This is a genomic window from Paenarthrobacter ureafaciens (genome assembly GCF_004028095.1).
GTDB classification, from domain to species: Bacteria; Actinomycetota; Actinomycetes; order Actinomycetales; family Micrococcaceae; genus Arthrobacter; species Arthrobacter ureafaciens.
This window is the reverse complement of record NZ_SBHM01000006.1, coordinates 459,830-482,864: the sequence shown is the minus strand read 5'-3', so window position 1 is coordinate 482,864 and position 23,035 is coordinate 459,830. Positions and strand designations below refer to the sequence as shown.

Below are 23,035 nucleotides of genomic sequence, written 5' to 3'. Positions count from 1 at the left end.
GAGATGACTGCCACTGCTACCGAACACGTAGCAACGGCCGGTGCAACCGGTCGTATTGCCCGTGTTATTGGTCCGGTTGTCGACGTCGAATTCCCGGCTGACGCAATCCCCGAGATCTACAACGCGCTGACCACCGAGGTTACCCTCAACGGCCAGACCAAGACCATCACGTTCGAGACCTCCCAGCACCTGGGTGACAACCTCGTCCGCGCCATCTCCCTGCAGGCAACCGACGGCCTCGTCCGCGGCACCACTGTCCAGGACACCGGCGCTCCGATCTCCGTGCCCGTTGGCGACGGAGTCAAGGGCCACATCTTCAACGTCCTCGGCAAGCCGCTTGACGTCGACGAGTCGGAAATCAAGGCGGACGCCTACTGGCCGATCCACCGCAAGGCTCCGAGCTTCGCTTCGCTCGAGGGCTCCACGGAGATGCTCGAAACCGGCATCAAGGTCATCGACCTCCTGACCCCCTACATCAAGGGTGGAAAGATTGGTCTGTTCGGTGGCGCCGGTGTGGGCAAGACCGTTCTGATCCAGGAAATGATCACCCGTGTTGCCCGTAACTTCGGTGGTACCTCGGTATTCGCCGGTGTTGGCGAGCGTACGCGTGAAGGTAACGACCTCTGGGTTGAAATGGAAGAGGCAGGCGTCCTCAAGGACACCGCCCTTGTCTTCGGCCAGATGGATGAGCCGCCGGGAACGCGCTTGAGGGTCGCACTGTCTGCGCTCACGATGGCGGAGTACTTCCGCGATGTCCAGAACCAGGACGTGCTGCTCTTCATCGACAACATCTTCCGCTTCACGCAGGCAGGTTCGGAAGTTTCCACGCTGCTCGGCCGTATGCCGTCCGCCGTGGGCTACCAGCCCAACCTTGCTGACGAGATGGGTCTGCTCCAGGAGCGCATTACGTCCACCAAGGGCCACTCGATCACGTCCATGCAGGCAATTTACGTGCCCGCTGACGACTACACGGACCCGGCTCCGGCAACGACGTTCGCCCACTTGGATGCCACCACGGAACTTTCCCGTGAAATCGCATCCCGTGGCCTGTACCCGGCTGTCGATCCGCTGACGTCCACGTCCCGTATTCTGGACCCGCAGTACATCGGCAAGGACCACTACAACACGGCTGTTCGTGTTAAGCAGATCCTGCAGAAGAACAAGGAACTCCAGGACATCATCGCCATCCTCGGTGTTGACGAACTGTCCGAAGAGGACAAGATCGTCGTGTCGCGTGCACGCCGTATCCAGCAGTTCCTCTCCCAGAACACCTACACCGCCAAGCAGTTCACCGGCGTCGAGGGCTCCACCGTTTCCATCAAGGACACGGTCGAAGGCTTCACCGCCATCTGCGACGGCGAGCTGGACCACATCGCAGAGCAGGCGTTCTTCAACGTCGGCGGCCTGGATGACGTCGAGCGCAACTGGGCCAAGATCCAGGAACAGACCAAGTAATATGGCTGAGCTTGAGGTTGAGATTGTCGCGGAGGACCACTTCGTGTGGTCCGGCGCGGCCAAGATGGTGAAGGCTCGCACCAGCGATGGTGAAATCGGAATCCTGCCGGGCCACTCGCCCCTTCTGGCCATTTTGGCTGAGGGCGAGTTGGCAATCCAGCCGGTTTCCGGTGACCGGATTGCGGTAGTGGTCGACGGCGGGTTCTTCTCCGTCGACAACGATCGTGTGGTCATTGTTGCTGACAACGCCAACTTGGGCGAAGCGGCTACAGCGGGGATCCGATAGCTAGACCTTGATGGACGATTCCCTTATTCCGTTCATCGCCTTGGCAGCGGCGTTTGCGTTGCTTGTTTTTTCACTGTGCCTTTTCGGGGTGCGCCGCTTCAATCTGCGGCGCGCCCTGGGCACGGTCGACGCCTCCATTTGCATTGCTGGAAACAGCTGGCAGATGGGGGTTTGTCGTTATCAGGACATGGAACTCGAGTGGTTCCGTTTAATGTCCCTCAGCGTGGTACCTAAGTACCGTTTCAAGCGCAGCTCGCTTGAGCTTCTTGGCAGGCGCAAGCCCACTGAAGAAGAGCTTGTCCAAGTACAACCCGATGTGGTGGTGGTCGAGCTTCAGTACGAGGGCAAGAAGTTCCTGCTGGCCATGAAGTTCGAAGCCTACGCGGGGCTTTCTTCCTGGCTGGAGGCCGGTCCGGTCATCGGCGTCGGCACCTGGCGATAGAAGCATGGACTTCCTGTCCGACCTCCGCCTCGTGGATGGTCCGTTCTTCTGGTTTGCATGGTTGTGCGGCCTTGCCGGTGGAATAGTCCTCCTGTGGCGCCGGCAACGTACGTGGCCCGTCGTCGTGCTCGGAGCAGCTGTCCTGGCTGTCGTTATCCTGGCCCTGGTGCACTGGGTTCTTGTCGACCTCCTGGCCACCTTCTCCGAAAATCTTCCCTTTGAGGTGCTGGCGTGGTCCGCGCCCGGAGTGGCGGCCGTCTTGCTGTGTGCAGTACGGCTTCGGCATTCTTCGTGGAAAGGACGCGCGGGAAGTGTCCTGGCTGCCTTGGGCGTGATTCTCCTGAGCGCGGTCCAAGTGAATCAATACTTCGGACTCAACAACACGGTGGCCGACCTTTTGGGCACGGCTGTCGCCCGGATCCAGCCGCTGGAAGCCAGCCTGCAACGAGCGCCCGGCAGCGCACCGGGTCCGTCCGTCACCTCGTGGAAGGCCCCCGACGGCATGCCGGAGGGCGGCATACTTCGTCGCGCGAGCATTCCGGGCACCGAGTCAGGCTTCAACGCGCGCGAGGCCTATATCTATCTACCGCCTGCCTACCTGGCGTCACCCCGTCCAAGCCTTCCTGTACTGGTCCTGTTTTCCGGCCAGCCGGGTGGTCCCTCGGATTGGCTGACGGGCGGTCAGCTACGTGCGCAACTGGACAGGTTTGCGGAGCATCACGGCGGTATCGCGCCGGTGACCATAGTTGTTGATCCCAACGGCTCCGGCAATGCCAACACCATGTGCATGGACAGCCGTATTGCCCAAGCCGATACCTACCTTTCCAAGGATGTCCCTGCATGGATCAGTAAAACCTTGGATGTCTCCACGGCTCCCGGGCAGTGGGCTGTGGGAGGCTTCTCCTTCGGCGGAACCTGCGCCGTCCAAATGGGTACAGCCCATCCGGAACTCTTCACCTCCGTGCTCGGTTTTTCAGCCGAGCAGGAACCGGCCCTTGCCAAGGACCGAAACAAGACGATCGCTGACTCGTTCGACGGCGACGCCGCAGCTTTCGAATCCCGGACGCCTTTGGTACTCATGCACGAGCGACAGTACGAAGGCAGCGGTATGTACCTCACCGCCGGTGCCACTGACAACGAATTCCTCGGCTACATGCAGGTGCTTGCGGAGGCTGCCCGTTCCGCGGGCTTCGACGTGGAGGACCACTCCATTGAACACGCCGGGCATTCCTGGGACAGTGTTGTCCGCGGGATGCCAGGTGCGCTCGATTTCCTTGCCGGCCGCTGGGGTCTCACCCCGTGAGCCTGGCAGTCCAGGGTGTCCTTCAACCGGTGATCCGTCAAGCGGTGAGGCATGTGCAGTCCACACCGTTTACCTTGTTCGTCGTGGCTGTCTTCCTCACGGTCGCCGCGTTGTCGGGGAGTATACTTTCCGGGCCGCCGGAGTCTTTGCTGCCGATAGCCGGAGTCACCCTGGAGGGTTTGAAAGCGGGGGAGTGGTGGTCCATCTGGACCTCCCTGCTGTTCACGACGAACGTTCCCGCGTTCATCGTGGCGGTGCTCATGGTGTTGATTTTTCTCGGCTTCTCGGAACGCCATCTAGGCTCCCTGCGGACCGCGGGCCTGTTTTTGGGATGCCAGTTCGCGTGTGTCACGGCCTTCCTGCTGGTGACCCAGGTGGCACAGTACGTCAACGACGGTTGGCTCTCGGCAATGGTGGATCATCGGCTCATTGGTCCGTACGGGGCGGTCCTGGCCACCGGCCTCGCCGCGAGTGCCAAGCTCACGGCGCTCTGGCAGCGCCGTTTTCGCACCGTTGCTTTGTCCTTGACGTTGCTGTTGGTCCTGTACGTGGGGCATCCGGAAACTGTGGTGGGGTTCCTGGGCGCGTTGGTGGGCCTGGTGGTTGCCTGGTGGGCCCAAAGCAATGAGGGCAGCCTCCATTTGCACCGTTCCACCGCACGCGAGGTCAGGACCCTGCTCTCGTTGACCACTGCCATCTTCGCTGTCGGACCCCTTCTGACGACGGTAGCGAAGGGTCCGTCCGGTCCGCTGGCGTTGCTGCGGGACGTTATCCTCAACCCTTTGCCCACGCTGAGCCAATTGGAGACCAATTGTGGAGGGAGCATCGATGTTGCCTGCCTTGAACTGGCCCGGCAGGGGTACACGGGGCCTTTTGGATTGGCTTTGGCGGTGGTTCCCATGGCCTTGCTGCTCATCTGTGCCGACGGCATGCGCAGGGGACGTCGGCTGGCCCTGGGCATAGCCATAGGCGTCCAAGTGGTGGTGGTGGCGCTGTCCACGGTCTACCTCGCACTGTTTGCGAGCATGCCCTTGAACATCGCCCGTCCCCGGACCGGGCTGCTGGGGTCAGCGGTGGCGCACATCGTCCCGCTGGTGTTGGTGCCGTTGATCCTCGCTGTCCTCCTCTTTGCCTACCGTGGCCACTTCCGCGTGGACTCTTCCGTGCGGCTCCGCCGCAGGATCTTCTGGGTGGTGGGCGTCACCGGAGGAGTACTTGTGCTTCTCTACGTCGCGGTATGGTTCGCATCCGGCGGGATGACGCGCGACGGCGGCCTGCTGGGTCTGGGTGCCGAGCTCGCACGTCAGTACCTGCCGGTTCCGCTGCCCGGGGTCTACCGGAGGGTTTTTGCCGAGCGCGATGCCCTGGAAGCTTTCCTGTTCTCGTACTCCGGAACAGTCTTTTGGCTGGTGGCTTTGCTGGGCGTGTGGGTTTTGCTGGTCCGGGGACACCACGCCGGTGGCCTGGACCGGGAGTCCCGGGAACGCGCCAGGAAACTGGTGAAAGCAGGCGGCGACTCCCTGTCATGGATGACCCTGTGGGAGCCCAGGAAGTACTGGTTTACTGACGACGGCCATGGGGCTGTGGCCTTCCAGCAACACGGCAATGTGGCTTTGACCCTGGCTGGGCCCATCGGACGGTCGGAGCACCACAGGGATACAGCCCTCGGTTTCCTGGATTATTGCGCGCAGCACGCGTTGGTCCCTTGCCTCTACTCGTGCACGGAGGAGTTGTGGCCTGTGCTGCGGACCAGGGGTTTCCGGCGTGTGGCGGTAGCCCAGGAGACAAGGCTGAGGATCCGGGGCCTGGAGTTCCGCGGCAAGGAATGGCAGAACGTGCGCACGGCCCTCAACAGGGCGGCCAAGATGGGAATTACTGCGGTATGGGGCAGCTACCCGACCCTGCCGCACGGGCTGCGGGCGCAGGTCGGCGAAGTCTCCGAGGAGTGGGCTGCACAGAAGCGGGTGCCTGAAATGGGCTTCACGCTGGGCAGCCTTGACGAGCTGGACGACCCCGAGGTCCTGTGTTGCGTGGCCGTGGATGAAAACGGCCTGGTGTACGGAGTCACCAGCTGGCTGCCCGTGTACGACGACGGAAGGGTGGTGAGCTGGACCCTGGACTTCATGAGGCGCCGTGGCGATGCCTTCCCGGGAGTCATGGAATTCCTTATCGCCTCGGCCGTGCTGCATCTCAGGGATTCCGTGGAGGTTATTTCGCTGTCAGGTTCTCCACTGGCAAGGGAGAAGGAAGAGATGGACCAGCGGCCGGAAGGGCTGGCCGGAATCCTGGACTTGGTCGGACAGGCTTTGGAACCGGTTTATGGCTTCCGTTCCCTGGCTTCCTTCAAATCACGCTTCCAGCCCGACTATCGCACGCTCTACATGTATTACCAGGACCCGTTGCACCTCCCGGCCATGGGAAGGGCACTAAGCCGCGCTTACCTTCCGGGTTTATCAGTGCGGCACACTGCAAGGCTGTTGCGTACTTTGGTTGGTTGAATTGTCAACACCCATTCCCGGTGCGCAAGCTATTCCACGCAGTTTGTGACCAGGTTTGTTGAGATCGGACATATCCGGCATTAAAGGTGCTGTCTTAAAACAGCTTGGCCCCGGTACGAAACCGGGGCCAATCTGGTGTGAAACTGCGTTCGGCCTGTCCTAAAACGGGCCCCGGCAGATTTCGGTGGCTAATTAGACAACGGTAACGCCGGTTGCCTGCGGGCCCTTGGCGCCCTGGCCGATCTCGAACTGAACGCGCTGGTTCTCATCGAGGGTCTTGAAACCACCGGTCTGGATCTCGGAGTAGTGAACGAAAACGTCGCCATCCGCGTCATCCGGGGTAATGAAGCCGAAGCCCTTTTCAGCGTTGAACCACTTAACGGTTCCCAGTGCCATGTATTTCTCCTCATTATGGAACTTCAGTCCGATACACCTCGTACCGGCTTTGTTACTCCGCGAGAAGATCCGCAAACCGACTGGGGCACAGTTGGATTTGCAGGAGCTTCACGCTCGCAACCCGTCTTGCGAGCATGAAAACCACCTACACAAAGACTGCTACAACACTTTCATGAGCGCTGCCGGAGGTCAACGGTCTTTTAGGCAATTTGGCGAAAATTTTCGGTAAAAAGGAGGTAACGCGACACCCTAATTCGCGGGGCGCCGTTTGGCGTCACGACAACCATTCACCATTACGCATCACGCCGGTCAGGCCCAGTTCCTGGTCTGTCGTCACAACGTCGGCACGGAGCCCCCGCCGGAGACCCCCGATCTCGTCGGAAAGGCCCAGGACGGCGGCAGGTACCGAGGTGGCTGAACACACGGCCTCGGGCAAGCCGACCCCGGCGGCGACAGTCCTTCGCACTACACCCAGCAGGGTAGAGGTTCCGCCGGCGATGGACCCGGTGGCATCCAGCGTGGCAACGCCGTTGGTGACGGTCACCGGGGACGGGCCCAGCATGTAGTTGCCGTCCGCCAGCCCCGCAGCGGCCATGGAGTCGGTGACCAGGAGGATGTTCGGAGCGCCGATCAACTGGAAGACCGTGGCCACCATGGCGGGATCAAGGTGGGTGTCGTCGGCAATGAGTTCCACCACCGCTTTGCCTTCCTGCGCCATCCGCAGGCAGGCGGCCACAGGACCCGGCGCGCGGTGGTGCATCGGAGGCATGCCGTTGAAAAGGTGGGTGACGGTGGGCAGCGAGCTGACGCCGTCGAACCCTGCCGACTCCAGGCCTTCCTTGGCCGCGGCGAGGGAAGCGGCCGCAACGGCGTAGTCGCAGTCGGTGTGACCCAGGGATGGGGTCACCCCGTGGGAAGTCATCAGGTCAACCAAGGCAGCAGCGTCGGGGAGTTCCGGCGCGTAGGTCATGGTGGCGAGCTTGCCGGCGGCAGCGAACACCAGTTCCTCCATCAGGTCCAGGTCCGGATCCAGCAGGTAGTCCGGGTTCTGTGCGCCGCACCTGGCATGCGACAGGAAGGGTCCTTCGAGGTGGATGCCGCCAACAAGACCTTCGTCCGCAAGCTTCACGTAAAGCTCTATGCCGCGCAGCAGATCCTCCCGCGGAGCGGTGACCATGCTGGCCAAGAACGTGGTGGTTCCCGAACGGTGGAGGAAAGCGGCTGCCTTCCGGGCGGACTCTTCCTCGCCCGTGGGAAAGTCCCCGCCGTCTCCGCCATGGCAATGGACATCCACCAGGCCTGGAAGGATCAGGTGGCCGGTTGGCACTCCGTGCCGGATCGCGGTGGCGAAGCCGGGGAAATCCTCGGCGTCGAAGTCGGCGGCGGGTCCGGCGTAAGCGATGCGGTCGCCGTCGATGGCCAGGAGGCCGTCCTCGATGACGGAGCCGTCCGTGACCAAAGTTCCCGCGAGAATCTGGAGGCTGGGCGCGGGAGGGGCAGTGTGCTCTGCGGCAGTCATGCTTTCGATTCTAGTGGCCTGCGGCACAGCACCCGGGAAGGGGCGTCAGAAGAGCCGGGACTCACTGTCATCCACGCCGCGCATGGCGTCATAATCCAGGGTGACGCAATCAATGCCGCGGTCGTTGGCCAGGACCTTGGCTTGGGGCTTGATCTGCTGGGCGGCAAAGATGCCCCGTACGGGAGCAAGAAGCGGATCGCGGTTGAGCAGTTCCAGGTAACGGGTCAACTGTTCCACGCCGTCAATATCGCCGCGGCGCTTCAACTCGATGGCTACCGTGCCTCCGTTGGCGTCCCTGGCAAGGATGTCTACAGGCCCGATTGCCGTGAAGTACTCCCGCCGTATCAATGAATAGCCCGGTCCCAACGTCTCGATCTGCTCGGCGAGCAGGCGCTGGAGGTCGGCTTCGACGCCGTCCTTGATGAGGCCCGGGTCCACTCCCAGTTCGTGGGAGGTGTCATGGAGGTGTTCATAGATGTTGATGATGAGGCGGTCATCGGTTTTAGCGGACTGGACCGTCCACTGCTCCACCACGCCTTCCTCCACCTCGGTCTCTTCCGGGGAGATAACCCGGAGGGTGGCCGGCGGGCTCATCCAGTTCAAGGGCTTGTAGGAGCCGCCATCGGAATGCACCAGGACGGAGCCGTCAGCCTTCACCAGCAGGAGCCTTGTGGCCAGCGGCAGATGGGCCTTAAGGCGGCCAACATAATCAACAGAACAACGGGCTATGACAAGTCGCACCCGCCCCACATTACCGCTTGGGTGCCAGCGGCAGGGCAGAATGGATGCATGCCCCGCTCCAACAGGCCCCGTCGCAACGCGTCCGGCATGCGTTCCAGCAAATGGGCCGGCGAGCCTCCTGATCTGGACCTTGAAAGGGCCCGGGCAGGTATCGCGAGGCGGGAAAGCGCACCCGACGGCGACTGGATGGTCCGGACGATGACCGCCCGGAAAGCGGAGAAACAATACATCTGCCCGGGTTGCTCCACCGCCATCATGCCCGGCATCGCGCACCTGGTGGTGTGGTCGGACAGCCACCTGTTCGGTGAAGCTGCGGGCCTGGCCGAGCGGAGGCATTGGCACACCAATTGCTGGACTACCCGGACCTACCGCTACCGCTGATTCCCTTAGGCTGGATGCCATGACTTTCGATCCCGCCAGCTTCGTCTTCACGCCCCAGGATGCTCCATCGGAAATCCGTGCTTCCACTGTGCTTCCCGCCCGTCGGGAGAATGTGGAGTTCACCACAGAGGACGGAAAAGTCTTGGTTGGGGAGTTGGCGCTGCCGGAGTCCGGGGAGATTGCGGCCACGCTCATAACCCTCCACCCGCTGCCCACCCATGGCGGATTCATGGACTCCCACGTGTACCGCAAAGCCTCCTACCGCTTGCCGGCGCTCTCCGGGGTGGCGGTCCTGCGGTTCAACACGCGCGGCACCAGTTCCCCGCGGGGTACCAGCGACGGCGGGTTCGAAGAGGGGATCGGGGAGCGCTACGACGTCGAAGCCGCGGTCCGCTTCGCCGTGGAGCGCGGGCTGCCGAACCGCTGGTTGGTGGGGTGGTCCTTCGGAACCGAGCTGGCGCTGATGTACGGGGCCGTGGAGCCGGTTGCCTCACAGGTGGAAGGGGCAATCCTGTTGTCGCCGCCCCTGCACCGTGCCACCGATGTGCATCTGAAGGAGTGGGCTGCAGCCGGCAAACCGCTGACGGTGCTTGTCCCGGAGCATGACGATTACCTCCAGCCTGCCGAGGCCGCCCGGCGCTTCAGCCTGGTGCCGCAAGCGCGGCTGGTGGGAGTCGACGGCGCCAAGCACCTCTGGGTCGGAGAGAAGTACGCGGCGCGCGTCCTGGATGAAATCGTCGACGACGTCACGGAAGCGGGTGCGGGCGCGGACGGATTGCCGCGGACCTGGGCGGGGCCGGTAGCGCAGGGTTAGGGCCCGGCAGCGCTCAGCGCGACAGTGCCCGTCAGTGCCGGTCTTGCCGGACGATGAACACTTCCTTGATCAGCAGCATGATGGCCGCCGCTGTCGGGATGGCGATCAGGGCGCCCAGGACGCCCAGGAGGCTGCCGCCGGCGATGACGGAGATCACGGCAACGGCCCCCGGCACGGCTACGGCCCGCTGCATGATGCGCGGGGAGATGAAGTATGCCTCGAACTGCAGGTAGGCAAAGTAGACGATCGCGTAAATCACGGCCGTCTGCCATCCGGCGGTGAGTGCCACCAAGATGACCACGACGGCGGCGATCATGCCGCCGACCAGCGGAATGAACGCCAGCAACGCCACCACAAAGGCCAGCAGGACGCTGAAGGGGATGCCCAGGATAGTCATCACGATGAACGCGAACAGTGCATTCAGGAGTGCGACGCAGGCCTGGCCTATGACGTAGTTGCCCACGGAATCGGTGATGGCCTCCGACAGGGCTTCGACCCGGGGCCGGCGTGAACGCGGAGCCAGGCGGTAGGCCCACCGCTTCATGGAGGGAAGCGCGGCCAGGAAGTAGAGGCTGAGCACCAGGACGATCAGCGTGCCGAACAGGCCGTTGGCCACGGACGAGCCGAAGCCCACTACGCCGCCGAAGATTCCGCCGACTGCCTCGGAGTTTTGGCCGAACTTGTCCAGTTCCGTGGTGATCCTCTCCCGGAGGCCAAACTGGTTGTCCACCGTCCGGAAGAAGTCGGAGTTGAGGAAATCGCGGATCCAGTCGGGAGCCTGGCGCACAATCTCCGATACCTGGCCCACGATGGTGGGGATCAGGGTGGCGAAGAAACCGGCGACGGCGAGGACCAGCACGGATACCGAGATGAGGATTCCGGCAGGGCGGGGAATCTTGCGGGATTCGAGCCAGCGCACCACGGGGTCGAGCCCCAGGGCTATGAACAGTGCGGTGACGATCCACAACAACAACTGCGTCGTATTGCTGGCGATGTAGTACACCAGCAATGCGACCCCGACGCCGGCAGTACCCATGAACCCGACGTACAAGGGATGCTGCGAGGACATCCTGGGGCCGGGGGCCCCGAAGTTGCCTTCGTCCTCTCCCTTTAAGCGCTCCGCGTAGTCATCGGATTCGTCCTCGGGCGGCATTTCGAACCGGACGCGCGTCCGGGCGCCGGGTATGGGCTGGCGCAGCCTACGGCCCAAAGCCGCCCAGCGTCCCGTCCGCACCGGGACCGTCACGGAGGTCCCCTCGGCGGGGGCGTCCACGCCGGGCGTACCGGATCCGTCGACGGGCCGGGGGTCCAAGTGGTCTTTCACGCGGGTCGGGTTCCTTTGCTCGGTAACGACGGTTATGTCATCTCGGCGGCATTTCCGGGCCTAAAAGCAGCCCGGGTACCATGATGATCGCCACACTATCAGGAGCCTGTATTTGCGCTTTGACAGCGCCGTTACGGGGATTCGGGTGTGTCCGGGGCCGAGGCCCGATCTGACTCTTTGATAACAAAACGGTTACCCTTGAAGTTCAACGACCGCTGATGATAGGTGATCCTGTGCGTTTGAAGACTGCAGCCACGCTGGTGCTGCTGGGCCTGCTGACGATGCTGGCCGGCATTGGCCAGCTGACTTTCTGGGCCCCCTCCGAGACCGTGACGGCCTCGGTACCCAGTGACACTAAAGCTGCCCCGTTGACGGTAATCGACCAGAAGTTGATTGCCCTCCACGAGGGTCCGGTGAAGATCAAGATCCAAGGTGAAGGAAACTTCATCGTCGCCACGGGACGGCCCGACGACGTCGAAGCCTGGGTGGGCGAAACCGCCCACAACACCCTCACCGGGGTATCGCAGGACCAGAAGTCGCTGGAAGTCACCGCGGAGGACGGCGAGGCTACGGCCCCCACGCCGGTAGGTTCGGATCTTTGGGTCAACACCGAAGAAGGCAGCGGCGAGCTCGACTACACGTGGAACCCGCCGGCCGGCGGCGAGTGGTCGCTGCTGGTAGCCAGCGACGGAACCAAGCCCGCGCCGTCGTCGATCTCCATGACGTTCCCGAACAACGCCACCACACCGTGGGCTGTTCCGCTCATCGTCCTGGGCATCATCATCATCCTTGTCGGCGCGGCACTGCCGTTTGTCGCCAGGGCACTGGCCGCACGCCGCAAGGACAACGACGACGATGCCCCCCGTGATGGCGGAGAGACCACCGCTCTTCCGGTGCAGTCGCCCGCAGACGGCGCCGACCGCCGTCGTACGCCAGGTACAGAAGGGTCCGCCCTCCGCGTCACTGCCGTTGCCGGCGCCCTCGTGGCCACGCTGGTGGGCGGAACGGCCGTCGCGGCCCAGGCCGTGCCGGCATCGAACCCGGGTTCCCCGAGCGCCCCGGCCGCCGAAGGCGGCGACGCGCAACCCGTCATGCTCGAGTCCCAGCTCCAGCGCATCCTCGAACAGGTGGCCAGCACTGTGGATGCAGCCGATGCCGCCAAGGACGCCGCCAAGCTGGCACCGCGCGTGGACATGATGGAACTCCAGGTCCGCACGGCCAACTACAAGATCCGTTCCGCGGTTTCGGCCTACGAGGCACGCATGCCTGTCCGCGCCACCAAGCTGCAAAGCAGTGTTATCAGCACCAAGCGCGACTGGCCGCGTACGGTCTTCGCACTGACCCAGGGCGACGGCAACGTGGTCCCGCAGGTGCTGACCTTGGTCCAGCTCTCGCCGCGCGAGAACTACAAGCTGTGGGGAACGGCTCCCCTTCAGCCCGGCACCAACTTCCCCTCGTTCCCGGTGCCCCGTGAAGGAACCGCCCCTGCCGCTGCCGATGACAAGACGGGCCTTGCCTACAGCGGCAACGAAGCTTTGGGCATCCTTGGTGAGATGCTGACCACGCCGGACTCGCCCAACCGCAGCAAGCTTGCTGACGGGCAGTCCTCGCCTTACATCGCCGGTGCCCTGACGTACCAGGCGGAGACGGTCAAGAACGGTACCAGCGCCAACTTCAAATTCACCCATACCCCGGTCACCAACCAGACGGTAGTGCTTCGCACGGCCGACGGCGGTGCCCTGGTGGTCGGCCGCCTGGACTTCTCCTTCGAGGGAACTCCCAAGGCCGCCGGTGACAAGCTGATCCTTGAAGACGATTCAGCCGTCTTTGCCGGTGGCAAGGAAACCACGACGGGTATGTCGCTGAACTTCGCAGAGTCGGTGGCGGTCTACATTCCGCCGGCCGGTTCCTCGGATCCGATGAAGCTCGTGGCTGCGACCCGCGGCCTCGTGGGAGCCAGCTTCAAGTAGCCTTCCCACGGCATGGCAGCGGCTAGAGTGGTCGGTATGAGTTCGCCCGGATACCGTCCCACTCCAGCCGCTGCCAGTCAGCTTAACCTTCGTGGCGCCGTCGACCTCTCGTCGTTGCGCCGGCCTCCCGCACCGCCGCAGCCGCCTGTCGCGGCCGCCTCTCCGGAGCCCACGGAGAACGGAGAAGCTGCAGCCGGAGGCCCGTCGCTGCGCGTCGACGCCACGGAAACAAATTTCCAGGACCTGGTGCAGCTGTCCGCCCAGGTGCCTGTGCTCTTCCTTTTGTGGTCGCGCTACGCGGCCGATTCGCCCGGCGTGCTTGCCGCAGCGCAGCGCGTCGTGGAAAGCTTCGGGGGCAGGCTGGTCCTCGCTGCTGCGGACGTAGACACCTTCCCGCAGCTTGCCCAGGCATTTCAGGTACAGGCCGTTCCCACGGCCGTTGCCGTGGTCAAAGGCCAGCCGGTTCCCCTCTTCCAAGGGCCTGCCGACGACGCCCAAATCAAGAGCCTTGTGGAGGAACTCCTCCAAGTGGCAGCCGCCAACGGCGTGAACGGAAGCATCGGCGACGGCACCCAGGGTGCTGAAGCAGAGCCGGAACCCCTTCCGCCGCTGCACCAAGCCGCAATCCACGCGATTGAAGCCGGCGACTACGCCGGTGCAGCCGCGGCCTACAAGCAGGCGCTCCTCGAACAACCGGCTGATGCTGATGCGAAGGCGGGCCTGGCCCAGGTCGAGCTGATGGCCCGACTGGAAAAACTGAGCGCGGCAGATGCCGAAAGCCTCAGGGAACTTGCCGCACAGGAGCCTGATAACGTCCACGCGCAGCTGGGCGTCGCCGATCTTGATGTGTCCGGCGGGCACATCGAGGACGGCTTCAACCGCATCATTGCCTTCATCGGGCGGAACTTTGGCCAGGAAAGGGAAGCAGCCCGTGTTCGGCTCCTTGAGCTGTTCGAGGTAGTGGGTGTATCCGACGAACGTGTTGCCAAGGCGCGGCAAGGGTTGGCGAGGGTGTTGTTCTAGTGCCCTCCGCGCTGTTCAGCCCGCTCCAGCTGCGTTCGCTCACCATCGCGCATCGCGGCTGGGTTTCTCCCATGTGCCAGTACAGCTGCCTGCCGGAGACGGGGGAGGGGGTGCCCAACGACTGGCACCTGATGCATCTTGGTTCCTTTGCGTCCGGAGGTGCGGCCCTGATCATGAGCGAGGCGGCAGCGGTCAACCCCGCCGGACGGATCAGCCCGCGCGATGCCGGCCTGTACTCTGACGAACAGGCGGCTGCGTGGGAGCGTATCGTCGGATTTGTCCATGCCCACGGGGCCGTGGACTGCAAGATCGGCGCACAGCTGGCCCACGCCGGGCGGAAGGCCTCTACTTACTGGCCCTTCTCCGGGAAATCCGGGACCGTTCCTCCTGCAGACGGTGGTTGGCCAACGGTGGGGCCCACAACGGATGCTTTTGACGGCTACGCAGCGCCGGCGGCGATGACGGAAGAAGAAATTCTTGGCGTTGTGGCCGACTTTGCAGCCGCAGCGCAACGAGCGGTGTCGATCGGCTTCGACACCGTTGAGATCCATGGCGCCCACGGCTACCTCCTGCACCAGTTCCAGAGCCCCCTGATCAATACCCGCTCGGACGCGTGGGGCGGGGACGAAGCCGGCCGCAACCGCCTCATGCTCGCCGTGGTGGACGCCGTCCGGGCTGTGATCCCCGATTCGATGCCGTTGCTCCTGCGGATCTCCGCGTCGGATTGGGCCGACGGGGGAGTCGATGTGGAGGCCTCGGTCCGCCTCGCCCGTGCGGCCGCAGAGCGCGGCGTGGACCTTGTTGACGTTTCCAGCGGCGGCGCGGTTGCCCACCAGTCCATCAAGGCCGTGCCCGGCTACCAGGCCGGCTTCGCCGAGCGGGTAAAGCACGACGCCGGTGTTCCCACCGGAGCTGTGGGGCTGCTGACCAGCCCCACCCAGGCAGAAGACATCGTCGCCAACGGGCGGGCCGACGCCGTGTTCATGGCCCGCGCTGCACTACGCGACCCGCACTGGTGGTTGCGCGCTGCATACGAGATCGGGCACGAAATTTCGTGGGTTCCACAATACGAACGGGCCATTCCGCGCCACGGCTTTTAGCTCTGACGGAGGCGGACAGTGCCCGGCTAGGCTGGAGGCATGAGGGAACCAGACCATGAAAACAGCAGCCAGTCCCTGCCCGCTCAGGAGCCGTCGGTAACGGCCCACCCGCAGGAGGTATTCGGGGCGACACAAACTCCCGGGGTCCAGCAGCCTTCTGCGTTGTCCATCCGCGGACTCGCCAAGCGCTTTGGTGACAAAATCGCCGTCGACGGTGTGAGCCTCGAAGTTCCGGCCGGGTCGTTTTATGGAATGGTTGGCCCCAACGGGGCCGGCAAAACCACCACCTTGTCCATGGCCACCGGACTGCTCCGTCCGGATTTCGGCACCGCACTGGTACACGGGGTGGACGTGTGGGCGCGTCCCTTGGAAGCCAAGAAGCTCATGGGAGTGCTGCCGGACGGTGTCCGCTTGTTTGACAGGCTCACCGGCGAACAATTGGTGACCTACGCAGGTCTGCTGCGCGGTATGGACCGGGACGTGGTTAAGTCCCGGGTGGGTGAGCTGCTGGCAGCCTTCGACCTGCAAGCTGATGCGGGTTCGCTGGTGGTGGACTATTCAGCGGGCATGACCAAGAAGATTGCGCTGGCCTCTGCCTTGATCCATGCGCCCCGGCTCCTCGTCTTGGACGAGCCCTTCGAGTCCGTGGACCCTGTTTCCGCGGCCAACATCAGGGGAATCCTGGACGGCTATGTAGCCTCCGGGGGAACCGTCATCGTCTCCAGCCACGTCATGGACCTCGTGCAGCGCATGTGCAGCCACGTAGCCGTGGTTGCCGGTGGCCGGGTCCTGGCTGCCGGTTCCGTGGACGAGGTCCGCGCAGGCTCCACCCTGGAAGAACGCTTTGTCCAGCTTGTGGGTGGCGGTCACCGGACGGAGGGGCTCGAATGGTTGCGCACCTTCTGAGGCTCAAGTGGCGGCTGCTGCTGAACGGCTTTAGACGCAGCCCGCTTCAATTGATTGGTATGGGCCTTGGCCTGCTTTATGCCCTCGGCATGCTGTCGCTCCTTATCGGAGGCCTGATTGCACTTCGCTGGGCTGATGCCGGGATTGCCCACACCGTGGTGGTGTTGGGAGGTGCGGCGGCCATCCTCGGCTGGGGAATCATCCCGCTGGTGGCTTCCGCTGCGGACATGACGCTGGATCCGGCGCGGTTCAGCAGTTACGCCATACCGCCAAGGCAATTGCTCGCGGGCCTGGCATTGGCCGGGTTCATCGGGATACCGGGACTGGCAACACTGTTGGCAGCCCTGGGCACGGTAGGGACATGGTCCCGGAGTTTTCCGGCTGCCGTGGGAGCCTTGATCGGTGCTCTCCTGGGTGCCCTGACGTGCATAGTGCTGTCCAAGGTCGTCACGACGGCGACGGCCGGGCTGGCGTCTTCGCGCCGGTTCAAGGACGTTAGCAGCATCATCGTCTTCATTCCCCTGGTGCTTTTGGGGCCCATCATGATGGGGATCGTGGAGGGCATCCGTGGCAGTGGGGATTACCTGCAGGCACTTGCCCGCTCTGTGTCCTGGACGCCGTTGGGTGCGGCATGGTCCCTTGGCGGCGACCTGGAAGCCGGGAACTTCGCGGCTGCAGGACTTAAGGCCGTCGTTGCCCTGTCCACCCTTGCGTTGTTGCTGTGGTGCTGGCACGTCCTGTTGCAGCGGGCGCTGGTCACGCCTCCGTATTCCGGCGGCTCCGCAAAGAAGGGCGGCAAACTCGGCCTGTTCGGGGTGCTTCCCGGCACGCCCGCCGGAGCGGTGGCCGCGAGGGCACTGGTGTACTGGTTGAAGGACCCGCGATACGCCGGCTCCTTGGTGGTGATACCGCTGCTTCCGGTGATCTTCTTCTTCAGCGGAAGCCAGACGGGCAGCTATGGCATGCTGATGATCCTCGGCCCGCTGACGGCGTTCATGATGGCTTGGTCCATTTCCGCCGATGTCTCCTACGACAACACGGCTTTTGCCTTGCACCTGGCTTCCGGGGTCCGTGGCGTGGATGACCGACTGGGCCGCGCGCTGGCTTGCCTTGTTATTTCCTTGCCCGTAGTCCTGGTCTTCACCATTGGCCCTATCGCCGTCACCGGAGACTGGATCTGGCTCCCGAATCTTCTGGGGCTCGCTTTGGGAACGTTGTTCACCGGCCTTGGATTGTCGTCGGTCATATCTGCCCGCTATAACGTCGCTGTTCCCCTGCCCGGCGACAGCCCGTTCAAGAAGCCGCCCGGCAATGTGGCCCAGACACTCGCGGTGCAGGGCGTGGGCATGCTGGTCCTTGCCGTCCTGCTGCTGCCCGAGTTGGCATTGGTACTGGTTCAAGTCATCGCAGGCGGGCCGGAGGCGGGATGGGTCAACCTTGCCATAGGACCGTTGCTGGGGATCGCCCTCTTCATAACAGGTGTGCGGTTGGGCGGGAGATGGCTGGACGTCCGTGGTCCTGAACTGTTCGCGCAATTGAGCGTGAACCGGTGAGCGCATGTCACAACCCTGCCAGCACCATGATTAGTTATAGGACATGGGATATCCTCGAGAGTAGTTTGTTAGCATCCGCAACCGTTGAAAGGCCCGACGATGGAAGTTGTCATTCTCCCCGGCACCAAACAGATAGGCGCTTTGGCTGCCGACGCCATCGAGGCGCTGGTCAGGAGGAAGCCCAACGCGGTGCTGGGCTTGGCCACGGGATCTTCGCCGCTGCCCATCTACGACGAACTTGCCCGACGCTACGAAGCCGGCAACCTGGACTTCAGCCAGGCCCATGGGTTTGCGTTGGACGAATACGTCGGGCTTGAGGCTGGTCACCCGGAGTCTTACCGCGAGGTTATTCGGCGCGAGTTCACCAACCGCGTGAACATCAAGCCTGAGAATGTCCACAGTCCGGACGGTACCGCGGCGGATCTGGTGGCCGCCTGCCAGGCGTACGAGGATGCCATCAAAGCGGCCGGTGGGGTGGATCTGCAGATATTGGGCGTGGGGACTGACGGCCACATCGGGTTCAACGAGCCCGGCTCCTCGCTTGCCTCGCGCACCCGCATCAAGACCCTCATTGAGCAAACCCGTAAGGACAACGCCAGGTTCTTCAGGAACATCGATGAAGTTCCGCACCATGTGGTCACCCAAGGCCTTGGCACCATCATGGACGCCAAGCATGTGATCCTGGTGGCAACGGGTGCCCAAAAAGCCCAAGCCGTGCGGGATTTCGTCGAGGGGCCGGTGGCGGCGATCTGTGCCGCGTCCGTGCTTCAGATGCACCCCCATGCCACCATCCTGGTTGACGAAGCCGCGGCGTCCTCGCTGAAGTTGGCCGATTACTATCGCCACACCTACGACAACAAGCCGGAGTGGCAGGGGCTTTAGCCGGTAGGATGGATGGCATGACTACGCTTCCTCCGGATCCATTCGAGAACGACCCCATGCGAGAGCTTTCCGGAGCCGGAACGTCCACTGCCACCATTGAGCGCGAGGAAACGCGCCAGGAAGTGGAACCCGGCGATCGTGAGCGGTTTGCGCACTATGTGCGGAAAGAAAAGATCATGGAGTCGGCAATGACCGGCGAGCCCGTCATTGCCCTCTGCGGCAAGGTCTGGACGCCGGGCCGTGATCCCAAGAAGTTCCCTGTCTGCCCGGAATGCAAGGAGATCTATGACGGCCTCCGTCCGGGCAATGACGGCGGCCCGGGCGATTCCAAGTAGTGGCCGGAAAGTCACACCAAGCCCTCTTTGATCACTGCCGCTTAGCGGCTTGCCGCCCCGTTCCGGCCGTGAGGCCGGAAGCGCCGGGCGCTGCCATTTGCCTGGGGGACCTCGCATGACAGAAACACTTTTTGGTGGCCCATCCCTGCCTCCCGCCTATCCGGAACGCGCAGCGTGGGGCACCGCCCCGAAGCTGCGCGCCTGGCAGCAGGAGGCCCTGGACCTCTACATGACCCGCAGCCCCAAGGACTTCCTTGCCGTTGCTACGCCGGGTGCCGGTAAGACGACCTTCGCGCTGCGGATTGCCACCACTTTGCTCGACACCGGCGTGGTCAACCGCGTGACCATCGTGGCGCCGACCGACCACTTGAAGAGGCAGTGGGCAGATGCCGCCGCCCGTGTCGGAATTGCCATTGATCCCAACTTCAAGAATTCCGATGGCCAGCACGGCCGCGGATTCGTTGGTGTTGCCGTGACCTACGCCCAGGTGGCCAGCAAGCCCATGTTGCATCGGGCCAAGACCGAAGCCGCACGCACGCTCGTGATCCTGGACGAGATCCACCACGGTGGCGAAGCGCTGTCCTGGGGTGACGGGCTTCGCGAAGCCTTTGATCCGGCCGCGCGCCGCTTGTCCCTGACGGGTACGCCCTTCCGCTCGGATACTTCCCCGATTCCGTTCGTTGAGTACGCGGAGGACCGGGACGGAATCAGGCGTTCCAAGGCCGACTACACCTACGGGTACGGTGACGCACTCCGCGACCACGTGGTGCGTCCGGTACTCTTCATGGCCTACTCGGGCCAGATGCGCTGGCGCACCAGTGCCGGTGATGAGATGGCGGCCTCGCTCGGCGAAGCGGCGGTCACTAAGGACATCACGTCCCAGGCATGGCGAACAGCACTGAACCCGGCAGGTGAATGGATTCCTGCTGTCCTCGCTGCGGCTGACAAACGCTTGAGCGAGGTCCGCCGGACCGTTCCCGACGCCGGGGCGCTGGTCATTGCCACGGACCACGAGGATGCGCGCGCTTACGCCGGGCAGTTGAAGAAGATCACCGGCGAATCGCCCACGGTGATCCTTTCCGATGATTCCAAGGCATCGAGCAAGATCGAGGAATTCTCCGCAGGAAACCAGCGATGGATGGTTGCGGTCCGCATGGTGTCGGAAGGCGTCGACGTTCCCCGCCTGGCGGTGGGTGTCTATGCGACGTCAACGTCCACGCCGCTCTTTTTCGCCCAGGCAGTAGGTCGCTTCGTGCGTGCCCGCAAGCGGGGCGAGACGGCGTCGGTCTTCCTGCCGTCCGTACCGCCGCTGATGGTCCTCGCGAACTCGATGGAGGCCGAACGGGACCACGCGCTTGACCGGCCGGAGAAGGACGACGACGGCCTTTTCAACCCTGAGGAAAACCTCATGGCGGAGGCCAACCGTGAGGATAAGGCCTCTGACGAACTCACCAAGGGGAAGTTCGAGGCCCTGGACTCCCAGGCCTCGTTTGACCGTGTGCTGTTCGACGGCGGCGAGTTCGGCACCGGGGGAGACATCGGTTCGGACGAGGAGCTCGACTTTCTGGGCATACCGGGGCTCCTCGACGCCGACCAGGTGGGCATGCTCCTCCGCCAGCGCCAGCACGAACAGCAGTCGCGCAGGAATCGGAAGGCTCCGGCAGCGGAAGCAGCCCCCGCCATACCGGATCACCGCATGCTGATGGATCTGCGGAACGAATTGGCCAAGAATGTCTCCGCCTGGTCCGCGCGGACCGGAACCCCCCATGGCGTGGTGCACACAAAGCTGCGGGAATTGTGTGGCGGCCCGGCCGTGGCGCAAGCGAACGAAGAACAGCTTCAGGCTCGCCTGCGCAAGCTCCAGGACTGGTTCATCGGACGCAAGTAGCCCGCCCGGCGCTTCCTCTATCACGTCCCGACGGGTTGGGGCCCTTCCTCTATCACGTCCCGACGTGTTGGGGGGTTTCCTCTATCACTGGTGCCTTCAAGAAAATGAACGAAACGCACCCCAAAAGGGGAGCGTTTCGTCGTCTGACAGCTGATAGGCCGGTGATAGGGCGTTGGGGGAGGTGGGATGTGATGGAGCGTTGGGGGAGGTGGGGTGGGATGTGATAGAGCGTCAGGGGCGTTCGACTTCGACCCCTGCGGCTTCCAGTTCCTCGAAGACCTCCTCCGGGTCCTCGGCTATCCCCGCTGTCAGCTCCGCAATGACCGTGGTGTTGTACCCCGCCTGCACGGCATCCAATGCCGTGGCCCGGACGCAGTAATCGGTGGCCAGTCCTACCACCACCACGTCTTCCACATCGTGGCTTTGCAACCAGTCATCCAGGCCGATCGCGTCCTCATCCAGCACTTCAGTGACCGCCTGTCCCGCTTTCAAGTCACCGGAAGGAACGTCGTCTTCCGGGGCGAGCACTCCCTCGAATCCGGAATAGGCGGCGGTGTACTGCCCCTTCCGGAAATACGCTTGGATGAATTCGGGGTCGAGGTCCTCGTGGATTTCGGCGCCCTTGGTCCGCGCGCGGCAGTGCGGTGGCCAGGAGTCCACCATGTCCGGAGTATCGGAGAAATGGTCGCCGGGCTCGATGTGCCAGTCCTGCGTTGCCACAATGTGGTCGTACTGCTGCTGGTTCGCGTCAAGGTATTCGCTGATGGCGGCCGCCACTGCGGCTCCGCCATTAACAGCCAGTGAGCCGCCCTCGCAGAAGTCGTTCTGGACGTCGACGATGATCAGTGCCTTGGACATCAGTTCTCCTCGTACACGGTGGGGATCGCTGCTTCGCCACGCTGCAGCCGGTTCACGACGGGGGGCAGTTCAGCCATGCTGGCGGCATGGCGCTCCTTGGCCCGGATGACGCCTTCAGGACCTGTCCAGCCGGGGAGGACCTCGCCGTTTTTCACGAACTGCTGCAGGAGCGAACGGTCGTTTCCGTCATCCTCGGGCCTGTGTCCGATGCCCACGACCTCCTGCGTTGCCTTGCCGCGTTCATTGAGTTTGCGCAGCGCATATTTGCGTCCGCCCACGCTGGTCTTGTTCTTGGCGGCTTTCGCAACCGAAATGAACTCGCCGGCGTCGTTGGTGCGGCTGACCAATTTGTAGACCATGCTTGCCGTGGGTGCTCCGGAACCGGTGACCAGCGAGGTGCCCACACCGTAGGAGTCCACGGGTGCGGACTGGAGGGCGGCAATGGCGTACTCGTCCAGATCGGAGGTCACCACGATCCGGGTGTTGACGTTCCCCAGGTCATCCAGCAATTGCCGGACCCACTGGGCCTGCGCCACGAGGTCTCCGGAGTCCAGGCGCACGGCGCCCAGTTTGTCGCCCGCGAGCTCGACGGCGGTGCGGACCGCCGTCTCGACGTCGTAGGTATCCACCAGCAGGGATGTTCCCGGGCCGAAAGCCGCGATCTGGGCCTCGAAGGCCTCCCGCTCGGTGTCGTGAAGAAGCGTGAAGGAGTGGGCCGCCGTGCCCACGGTCTTGATCCCGTAGCGCCTGCCGGCTTCCAGGTTGGAGGTGCTGGCAAAGCCGGCGATGACAGCGGCACGTGCTGCCGCCGTCGCCGATTCCTCCTGGGTGCGCCGGGAGCCCATCTCGATGCACGGGCGGTTCCCGGCCGCCGAGGTCATCCTCGAGGCGGCCGAGGCGATGGCGCTGTCGTGGTTGAGGACCGAGAGGATGTAGGTCTCCAGGATGCAGGCTTCGGCGAACGTTGATTCAACAATGAGGATGGGGGAGTTGGGGAAATAGGCGTCTCCCTCCGCGTAACCCCAGATGTCTCCGCTGAATTTGTAGTTGGCGAGGTAATCCAGTGTTTCCGGGTTGACCACCTTGTTCTTCGCCAGGAATTCAAGCTCGGCGTCCCCGAACCGGAAATTGGCGATCCCCTCGAGCAGGCGTCCGGTCCCGCCGACCACGCCGTACCGGCGTCCGTCGGGGAGGCGGCGGGCGAATGCCTCGAATACCGAACGGCGGTGCGCGGCCCCCGAGTGGAGTGCCGCCTGCAGCATCGTCAGTTCGTAATGGTCTGTGTACAAGGAAGTTGCGGGGTGGTCCCACGACGTGGCTCTACTCACGAAATTCACTCTAGTGCGAGCCGCCATAGAATG

The 23,035-nt window shown here is 63.6% G+C and carries 21 protein-coding genes; 15 read left to right on the top strand and 6 right to left on the bottom strand.

The annotated features are described in order from the left end of the window. Window positions 1–3 precede the first annotated feature (3 nt). The 5 genes from atpD to AUR_RS03315 are packed head-to-tail and all read left to right on the top strand — an operon-like array spanning window position 4 to window position 5,984. Window positions 4–1,455 carry a F0F1 ATP synthase subunit beta gene (gene atpD / locus AUR_RS03335; RefSeq protein WP_021470993.1) on the top strand — a complete coding sequence of 484 codons (1,452 nt, stop codon included), beginning with the start codon at window positions 4–6 and terminating at the stop codon, window positions 1,453–1,455. 1 nt (window position 1,456) lies between these two features. Then, entirely contained in the window at window positions 1,457–1,741 is a 285-nt protein-coding gene (locus AUR_RS03330; RefSeq protein WP_021470992.1) for a F0F1 ATP synthase subunit epsilon, read from the top strand. 10 nt (window positions 1,742–1,751) lie between these two features. Continuing rightward, the gene (locus tag AUR_RS03325; RefSeq protein WP_021470991.1) at window positions 1,752–2,183 is read left to right on the top strand and encodes a DUF2550 domain-containing protein; all 432 of its coding nucleotides are present in this window, start codon (window positions 1,752–1,754) and stop codon (window positions 2,181–2,183) included. 4 nt (window positions 2,184–2,187) lie between these two features. Next, window positions 2,188–3,486 (top strand): alpha/beta hydrolase, encoded by a 1,299-nt coding sequence (locus AUR_RS03320; RefSeq protein ID WP_062097164.1) that lies wholly within the window; start codon window positions 2,188–2,190, stop codon window positions 3,484–3,486. Continuing rightward, entirely contained in the window at window positions 3,468–5,984 is a 2,517-nt protein-coding gene (locus AUR_RS03315) for a bifunctional lysylphosphatidylglycerol flippase/synthetase MprF (protein ID WP_062097162.1), read from the top strand. The genes AUR_RS03320 and AUR_RS03315 overlap by 19 nt, the downstream gene beginning before the upstream one ends. A gap of 192 nt (window positions 5,985–6,176) precedes the next feature. On the opposite strand, the gene AUR_RS03310 is transcribed toward AUR_RS03315, so the two are convergent. From AUR_RS03310 to nucS, 3 genes are all read right to left on the bottom strand, one after another. Continuing rightward, window positions 6,177–6,380, bottom strand: coding sequence for a cold-shock protein (locus tag AUR_RS03310; RefSeq protein ID WP_017199737.1), 204 nt, complete (start codon window positions 6,378–6,380; stop codon window positions 6,177–6,179). Between the two features lie 274 nt (window positions 6,381–6,654). Beyond that, window positions 6,655–7,899 carry an N-acetylglucosamine-6-phosphate deacetylase gene (locus tag AUR_RS03305; protein ID WP_021470988.1) on the bottom strand — a complete coding sequence of 415 codons (1,245 nt, stop codon included), beginning with the start codon at window positions 7,897–7,899 and terminating at the stop codon, window positions 6,655–6,657. A 45-nt stretch (window positions 7,900–7,944) separates the two neighbouring features. Then, window positions 7,945–8,640: an endonuclease NucS gene (gene nucS / locus AUR_RS03300; RefSeq protein WP_062097160.1), complete on the bottom strand. Its 696-nt coding sequence runs from the start codon at window positions 8,638–8,640 to the stop codon at window positions 7,945–7,947. Between the two features lie 48 nt (window positions 8,641–8,688). Here nucS and AUR_RS03295 point away from each other — a divergent pair, with 48 nt between their 5' ends. Together AUR_RS03295 and AUR_RS03290 are read left to right on the top strand one after the other, a co-directional pair. Further along, the gene (locus tag AUR_RS03295; RefSeq protein WP_021470986.1) at window positions 8,689–9,021 is read left to right on the top strand and encodes a hypothetical protein; all 333 of its coding nucleotides are present in this window, start codon (window positions 8,689–8,691) and stop codon (window positions 9,019–9,021) included. A gap of 19 nt (window positions 9,022–9,040) precedes the next feature. Beyond that, window positions 9,041–9,835, top strand: coding sequence for an alpha/beta hydrolase (locus AUR_RS03290; protein WP_062097158.1), 795 nt, complete (start codon window positions 9,041–9,043; stop codon window positions 9,833–9,835). Between the two features lie 31 nt (window positions 9,836–9,866). On the opposite strand, the gene AUR_RS03285 is transcribed toward AUR_RS03290, so the two are convergent. Beyond that, window positions 9,867–11,159, bottom strand: coding sequence for an AI-2E family transporter (locus AUR_RS03285; RefSeq protein ID WP_062097156.1), 1,293 nt, complete (start codon window positions 11,157–11,159; stop codon window positions 9,867–9,869). Between the two features lie 218 nt (window positions 11,160–11,377). On the opposite strand from AUR_RS03285, the gene AUR_RS03280 reads away from it, so the two are divergent. The 8 genes from AUR_RS03280 (at window position 11,378) to AUR_RS03245 (ending at window position 20,816) form a co-directional block, all read left to right on the top strand. Next, entirely contained in the window at window positions 11,378–13,129 is a 1,752-nt protein-coding gene (locus AUR_RS03280) for a DUF8094 domain-containing protein (RefSeq protein WP_021470983.1), read from the top strand. 36 nt (window positions 13,130–13,165) lie between these two features. After that, the gene (locus AUR_RS03275) at window positions 13,166–14,152 is read left to right on the top strand and encodes a tetratricopeptide repeat protein (RefSeq protein ID WP_021470982.1); all 987 of its coding nucleotides are present in this window, start codon (window positions 13,166–13,168) and stop codon (window positions 14,150–14,152) included. Continuing rightward, complete coding sequence (locus AUR_RS03270; RefSeq protein WP_021470981.1) at window positions 14,152–15,252, top strand: NADH:flavin oxidoreductase/NADH oxidase; 1,101 nt, start codon at window positions 14,152–14,154, stop codon at window positions 15,250–15,252. The genes AUR_RS03275 and AUR_RS03270 overlap by 1 nt, the downstream gene beginning before the upstream one ends. A gap of 39 nt (window positions 15,253–15,291) precedes the next feature. Then, entirely contained in the window at window positions 15,292–16,158 is an 867-nt protein-coding gene (locus AUR_RS03265) for an ABC transporter ATP-binding protein (protein WP_021470980.1), read from the top strand. Beyond that, the gene (locus AUR_RS03260; protein WP_062097153.1) at window positions 16,140–17,711 is read left to right on the top strand and encodes a hypothetical protein; all 1,572 of its coding nucleotides are present in this window, start codon (window positions 16,140–16,142) and stop codon (window positions 17,709–17,711) included. Before AUR_RS03265 ends, AUR_RS03260 begins: the two co-directional genes overlap by 19 nt. Before the next feature lie 99 nt (window positions 17,712–17,810). Then, on the top strand, window positions 17,811–18,593 hold the full coding sequence (nagB, locus tag AUR_RS03255; RefSeq protein ID WP_062097151.1) for a glucosamine-6-phosphate deaminase: 783 nt from the start codon (window positions 17,811–17,813) through the stop codon (window positions 18,591–18,593). An 8-nt stretch (window positions 18,594–18,601) separates the two neighbouring features. Continuing rightward, window positions 18,602–18,928: a DUF3039 domain-containing protein gene (locus AUR_RS03250; protein WP_062097149.1), complete on the top strand. Its 327-nt coding sequence runs from the start codon at window positions 18,602–18,604 to the stop codon at window positions 18,926–18,928. A gap of 115 nt (window positions 18,929–19,043) precedes the next feature. After that, window positions 19,044–20,816 (top strand): DEAD/DEAH box helicase, encoded by a 1,773-nt coding sequence (locus AUR_RS03245; protein WP_062097147.1) that lies wholly within the window; start codon window positions 19,044–19,046, stop codon window positions 20,814–20,816. Between the two features lie 231 nt (window positions 20,817–21,047). Here the strand turns inward: AUR_RS03245 and AUR_RS03240 are convergent, their stop codons facing one another. Both AUR_RS03240 and AUR_RS03235 read right to left on the bottom strand, forming a co-directional pair. After that, window positions 21,048–21,674 carry an isochorismatase family protein gene (locus tag AUR_RS03240; protein WP_021470975.1) on the bottom strand — a complete coding sequence of 209 codons (627 nt, stop codon included), beginning with the start codon at window positions 21,672–21,674 and terminating at the stop codon, window positions 21,048–21,050. Then, entirely contained in the window at window positions 21,674–23,029 is a 1,356-nt protein-coding gene (locus AUR_RS03235; RefSeq protein ID WP_375338535.1) for a nicotinate phosphoribosyltransferase, read from the bottom strand. The genes AUR_RS03240 and AUR_RS03235 overlap by 1 nt, the downstream gene beginning before the upstream one ends. Between the last annotated feature and the right edge of the window lie 6 nt (window positions 23,030–23,035).

What these genes read in the sequence shown, in the direction of transcription:
- atpD (WP_021470993.1), top strand. Translation starts at nt 4, where the DNA reads ATGACTGCCACTGCTACCGAACACGTAGCAACGGCCGGTGCAACCGGT.
- AUR_RS03310 (WP_017199737.1), bottom strand. Translation starts at nt 6,380, where the DNA reads ATGGCACTGGGAACCGTTAAGTGGTTCAACGCTGAAAAGGGCTTCGGC.
- AUR_RS03245 (WP_062097147.1), top strand. Translation starts at nt 19,044, where the DNA reads ATGACAGAAACACTTTTTGGTGGCCCATCCCTGCCTCCCGCCTATCCG.
- AUR_RS03260 (WP_062097153.1), top strand. Translation starts at nt 16,140, where the DNA reads ATGGTTGCGCACCTTCTGAGGCTCAAGTGGCGGCTGCTGCTGAACGGC.
- AUR_RS03240 (WP_021470975.1), bottom strand. Translation starts at nt 21,674, where the DNA reads ATGTCCAAGGCACTGATCATCGTCGACGTCCAGAACGACTTCTGCGAG.
- AUR_RS03235 (WP_375338535.1), bottom strand. Translation starts at nt 23,029, where the DNA reads ATGGCGGCTCGCACTAGAGTGAATTTCGTGAGTAGAGCCACGTCGTGG.
- AUR_RS03250 (WP_062097149.1), top strand. Translation starts at nt 18,602, where the DNA reads ATGGATGGCATGACTACGCTTCCTCCGGATCCATTCGAGAACGACCCC.
- AUR_RS03320 (WP_062097164.1), top strand. Translation starts at nt 2,188, where the DNA reads ATGGACTTCCTGTCCGACCTCCGCCTCGTGGATGGTCCGTTCTTCTGG.
- AUR_RS03265 (WP_021470980.1), top strand. Translation starts at nt 15,292, where the DNA reads ATGAGGGAACCAGACCATGAAAACAGCAGCCAGTCCCTGCCCGCTCAG.
- AUR_RS03280 (WP_021470983.1), top strand. Translation starts at nt 11,378, where the DNA reads ATGATAGGTGATCCTGTGCGTTTGAAGACTGCAGCCACGCTGGTGCTG.
- AUR_RS03290 (WP_062097158.1), top strand. Translation starts at nt 9,041, where the DNA reads ATGACTTTCGATCCCGCCAGCTTCGTCTTCACGCCCCAGGATGCTCCA.
- AUR_RS03305 (WP_021470988.1), bottom strand. Translation starts at nt 7,899, where the DNA reads ATGACTGCCGCAGAGCACACTGCCCCTCCCGCGCCCAGCCTCCAGATT.
- AUR_RS03275 (WP_021470982.1), top strand. Translation starts at nt 13,166, where the DNA reads ATGAGTTCGCCCGGATACCGTCCCACTCCAGCCGCTGCCAGTCAGCTT.
- nagB (WP_062097151.1), top strand. Translation starts at nt 17,811, where the DNA reads ATGGAAGTTGTCATTCTCCCCGGCACCAAACAGATAGGCGCTTTGGCT.
- AUR_RS03330 (WP_021470992.1), top strand. Translation starts at nt 1,457, where the DNA reads ATGGCTGAGCTTGAGGTTGAGATTGTCGCGGAGGACCACTTCGTGTGG.
- AUR_RS03325 (WP_021470991.1), top strand. Translation starts at nt 1,752, where the DNA reads ATGGACGATTCCCTTATTCCGTTCATCGCCTTGGCAGCGGCGTTTGCG.
- AUR_RS03295 (WP_021470986.1), top strand. Translation starts at nt 8,689, where the DNA reads ATGCCCCGCTCCAACAGGCCCCGTCGCAACGCGTCCGGCATGCGTTCC.